5 protein-coding genes are annotated in these 3,352 nt (G+C 68.9%); 3 read left to right on the forward strand and 2 right to left on the reverse strand.

What is annotated here, in order from left to right:
* Positions 1-571 (forward strand): amidophosphoribosyltransferase (locus SFU54_RS11040; RefSeq protein WP_319016325.1); only part of this gene is annotated, 571 nt, incomplete at its 5' end.
* Here SFU54_RS11040 and SFU54_RS11045 read toward each other — a convergent pair.
* Together SFU54_RS11045 and SFU54_RS11050 are read right to left on the reverse strand one after the other, a co-directional pair.
* Positions 568-885 (reverse strand): hypothetical protein, encoded by a 318-nt coding sequence (locus SFU54_RS11045; protein WP_319016326.1) that lies wholly within the window; start codon positions 883-885, stop codon positions 568-570. The genes SFU54_RS11040 and SFU54_RS11045 overlap by 4 nt on opposite strands.
* Before the next feature lie 30 nt (positions 886-915).
* Positions 916-1,272, reverse strand: coding sequence for a sterol carrier family protein (locus SFU54_RS11050; RefSeq protein WP_319016327.1), 357 nt, complete (start codon positions 1,270-1,272; stop codon positions 916-918).
* Between the two features lie 35 nt (positions 1,273-1,307).
* Between SFU54_RS11050 and purD the strand changes: the two genes are divergently transcribed.
* Both purD and SFU54_RS11060 read left to right on the forward strand, forming a co-directional pair.
* The gene (purD, locus tag SFU54_RS11055) at positions 1,308-2,555 is read left to right on the forward strand and encodes a phosphoribosylamine--glycine ligase (protein WP_319016328.1); all 1,248 of its coding nucleotides are present in this window, start codon (positions 1,308-1,310) and stop codon (positions 2,553-2,555) included.
* Positions 2,555-3,352: phosphoribosylaminoimidazolesuccinocarboxamide synthase (locus SFU54_RS11060; protein ID WP_319016329.1), on the forward strand; the 798-nt coding region annotated here is incomplete at its 3' end. The genes purD and SFU54_RS11060, both read left to right, overlap by 1 nt.

The following is a 3,352-nucleotide window of genomic DNA, read 5'->3' on the forward strand; positions in this document are numbered from 1 at the left end:
CATCGACGTGGTCATGCCAATTCCCGACTCGTCGCGACCCGCCGCCATGCAGGTGGCGCAAAAGCTCGGGGTCGAGTACCGCGAAGGCTTCTACAAGAACCGCTACGTCGGCCGCACCTTCATCATGCCCGGGCAGGCCGAGCGCAAGAAGAGCGTCAAGCAGAAGCTCAACGCGATGTCGAGTGAGTTCGCGGGCAAGAACATCCTCATCGTCGACGACTCGATCGTGCGCGGCACGACCTCGAAAGAGATCGTCGAAATGGCTCGCGCTGCGGGCGCCAACAAGGTCACCTTCACCTCGGCGGCGCCGCCCGTGCGCTACCCGCACGTCTATGGCATCAACATGCCGACGCGGCGCGAACTCATCGCGCACGGTCGCAAGATTCCTGAGATCAACACCGAACTCGGCAGTGACTACCTGATCTATCAAGAAGTGGCCGACATGCAAGCCGCCATTCTCGAGGGCAGCGACATCGAGTCGCTCGAGATGAGTTGCTTCACGGGCGACTACGTCACGGGAACCGTGAGCCCCGAATATCTGCGCTGGGTCGAGCAGAACCAGCTGAGCTAGCTGGCGTCGGCCTCGGGCGCCGCCTCGACCGACTGACGCTCAGCCTCGACCGTGCGCGCGCGCTTCTGCGAACGACGATCGAGCGCAATGCCGATGATCGCGCCGATCAGCACGCCACCGGTCACGCCGAAGATCGAGAAATAGCCGATGAGCGCGGGCAGGCCCACGAGCGGGTCGACCGGAAACAGCGGCGTGATGATGAGCACAAAGAAAAACCCGATGAGGCCGCCGACGGTCATGAAGGCCGGAATCTTGGGCGCGCGCCGCACCTGAACGATCGTGCGGTCTGACGTGGGTTCTGCCGGGGTGCTCACGCCCACATTCTGGCGCACAGCCCTGAGAAGTCAGTACGCGAGCGGGAAGAGGCTCGACAGATCAGAGCGAGCTCCGGATGCGTGCACGCGCCCCGCCGACGCCGCCTCACTCCACTGCTGTCGCCCCGTCGCAATCGCCACGAAGGTCTCGGCGTCGAGCTCGACGACGTTCGGGGGCGTCCCTCGCGTGTGGCGTGGGCCCTCGACCGCCTGCACCGCGCCGAACGGGGGAACGCGCACCTCGACACTGCGGCCCGGGCTGGCCTCGGCGAGCGCTTGCAGCAGGTAGCGCACGGCTGTCGCGAGGTCGGGGCGTTCGGCTGTGCCGTCGAGCACCGCGCGCACGGCATCCCGCCCCACGGTGTCATCGATGCGAGGCCGGGCCATGCAGCGAGGCTACCGGCCCTCGGTAGGCTGACCGGGTGAGAATTCTCGTTATCGGTTCGGGCGCCCGCGAGCACGCCATCATCACCGCCCTGTTGCGCGAAGAGGCGGCCCACGAGATCACCGCGGCCCCGGGCAACGCGGGTATCGCCACGGTCGTGCCCACCGTGGCCCTCGACCCCACGCGGGGCGACGTGGTCGCTGACTACGCGGTCGACAACGCCATCGAGCTCGTCATCATCGGCCCCGAGGCACCGCTCGTGGCGGGCGTGGCCGACGCCGTGCGCCGCCGCGGCATCGCCGTGTTCGGCCCGGGTGCCGCGGCCGCCCAACTCGAAGGCTCGAAGGCGTTCGCGAAGCGCATCATGGATGCCGCGGGGGTTCCGACCGGTCGTGCCGTGCGCGCCGGCACCCTCGCCGAAGCCGAAGCGGCGATCGACGAACTCGGCGCCCCCTACGTCGTCAAGGCCGATGGCCTCGCCGCCGGCAAGGGCGTCATCGTGACCGACGACCGCGCTGCGGCGCTGGCGCACGCGGAGCACTACCTGCAGCAGGGCGGCGTGCTCGTCGAAGAGTTCTTGGCCGGCCAAGAGGTCAGCCTCTTCATGCTGAGCGACGGCCACACCGTGGTGCCGCTCAGCCCGGCGCAAGATTACAAGCGCATCGGTGATGGCGACACGGGCCCCAACACGGGCGGCATGGGCGCCTACTCGCCGTTGCCCTGGGCACCCGAGGGCTTCGTTGACGAGGTCATTCGCACGGTCGCCGAGCCGACGATTCGGCAACTCGCGGCCGAGCAGACTCCGTTCATCGGGTTGCTCTACTGCGGTCTGATCGTGACGGAGCAGGGCATCCGCGTCATCGAATTCAACGCGCGCTTCGGCGACCCCGAGACGCAAGTGGTGCTGCCGCGTCTCGTCACCCCGCTGAGCGAGCTGCTGTTCGCCGCGAGCACGGGCCAGCTCGCCGGCCGCCCGCACCCCGAGTTCAGCGACGACGTCGCCGTGACCGTCGTGCTCGCAAGCGAGGGCTACCCCGACACTCCCATCACGGGCCGCGCGCTCACGGGGCTCGACGAGGCCGCCGCGGTCGAGGGCGTCACGATCGCCCACGCCGCCACGGCCCGCACGGCCGACGGCTTTTGCGCCACGGGTGGCCGCGTGTTGAGCGTCGTCGCCACGGGATCGGACTTCGCGCAAGCCCGTGCCCGCGCCTACGAGGCCATTGGCCACATCGGCCTCGAGGGCGGGCAGTACCGCACCGACATCGCGCTGCGGGTCGTCTGATGACGGATGCTGGCGCCCTGCTCGGCTGGACCCACGTCTACTCGGGCAAGGTGCGCGACCTCTACGAGCACGCCGAGCATCCGACTCTCATGCTCGTCGTCGCGAGTGATCGGGTGAGCGCGTTCGACCACGTGCTCGAGCCCGGCATCCCCGGCAAGGGCGCGCTGCTAACGCAGCTCACGCGCTGGTGGTTCGCGCAGCTCGACCAGCCCAACCATCTCGCGGCCGACGGCCCTGCGGTGCCGGCCGAGCTCGCCGACCGCGCCATGCTCGTGAAGCGCCTCGATATGCACCCCATCGAGTGCGTCGTGCGCGGCTACCTCACGGGCTCGGGCTGGGCCGAATACCGCGAGTCGGGCACCGTGTGCGGCATTCCGCTGCCCGAGGGCCTCAGCGACGGCGACCGTCTGCCCGAGCCGCTCTACACGCCGGCCTTCAAGGCTCCGATGGGCGAGCACGACGAGAACATCACGTTCGAGCGCTCGGTTGAGCTCGTCGGTGCCTCGGTTGCCACTGCGTTGCGGGATGCGTCGCTCGCGATCTTCGCGCGCGCCAGCGAGATCGCGCTCGAGCGCGGGGTGATTCTTGCCGACACCAAGTTCGAGTTCGGCACCGACCCCGCCACGGGTCAGCTGACTCTCGCCGACGAGGTGCTCACGTCTGACAGCTCGCGCTACTGGGACGCCACGCTCTACGCCGCGGGCGGGCCGTCGCGCTTGGACAGCTTCGACAAGCAGATCGTGCGCAACTGGCTCGCCGCGAACTGGGACAAGCAGGGCACGCCGCCCGCACTGCCC

The sequence above is a fragment of the Microcella sp. genome (genome assembly GCF_033763155.1).
GTDB lineage: Bacteria > Actinomycetota > Actinomycetes > Actinomycetales > Microbacteriaceae > Microcella.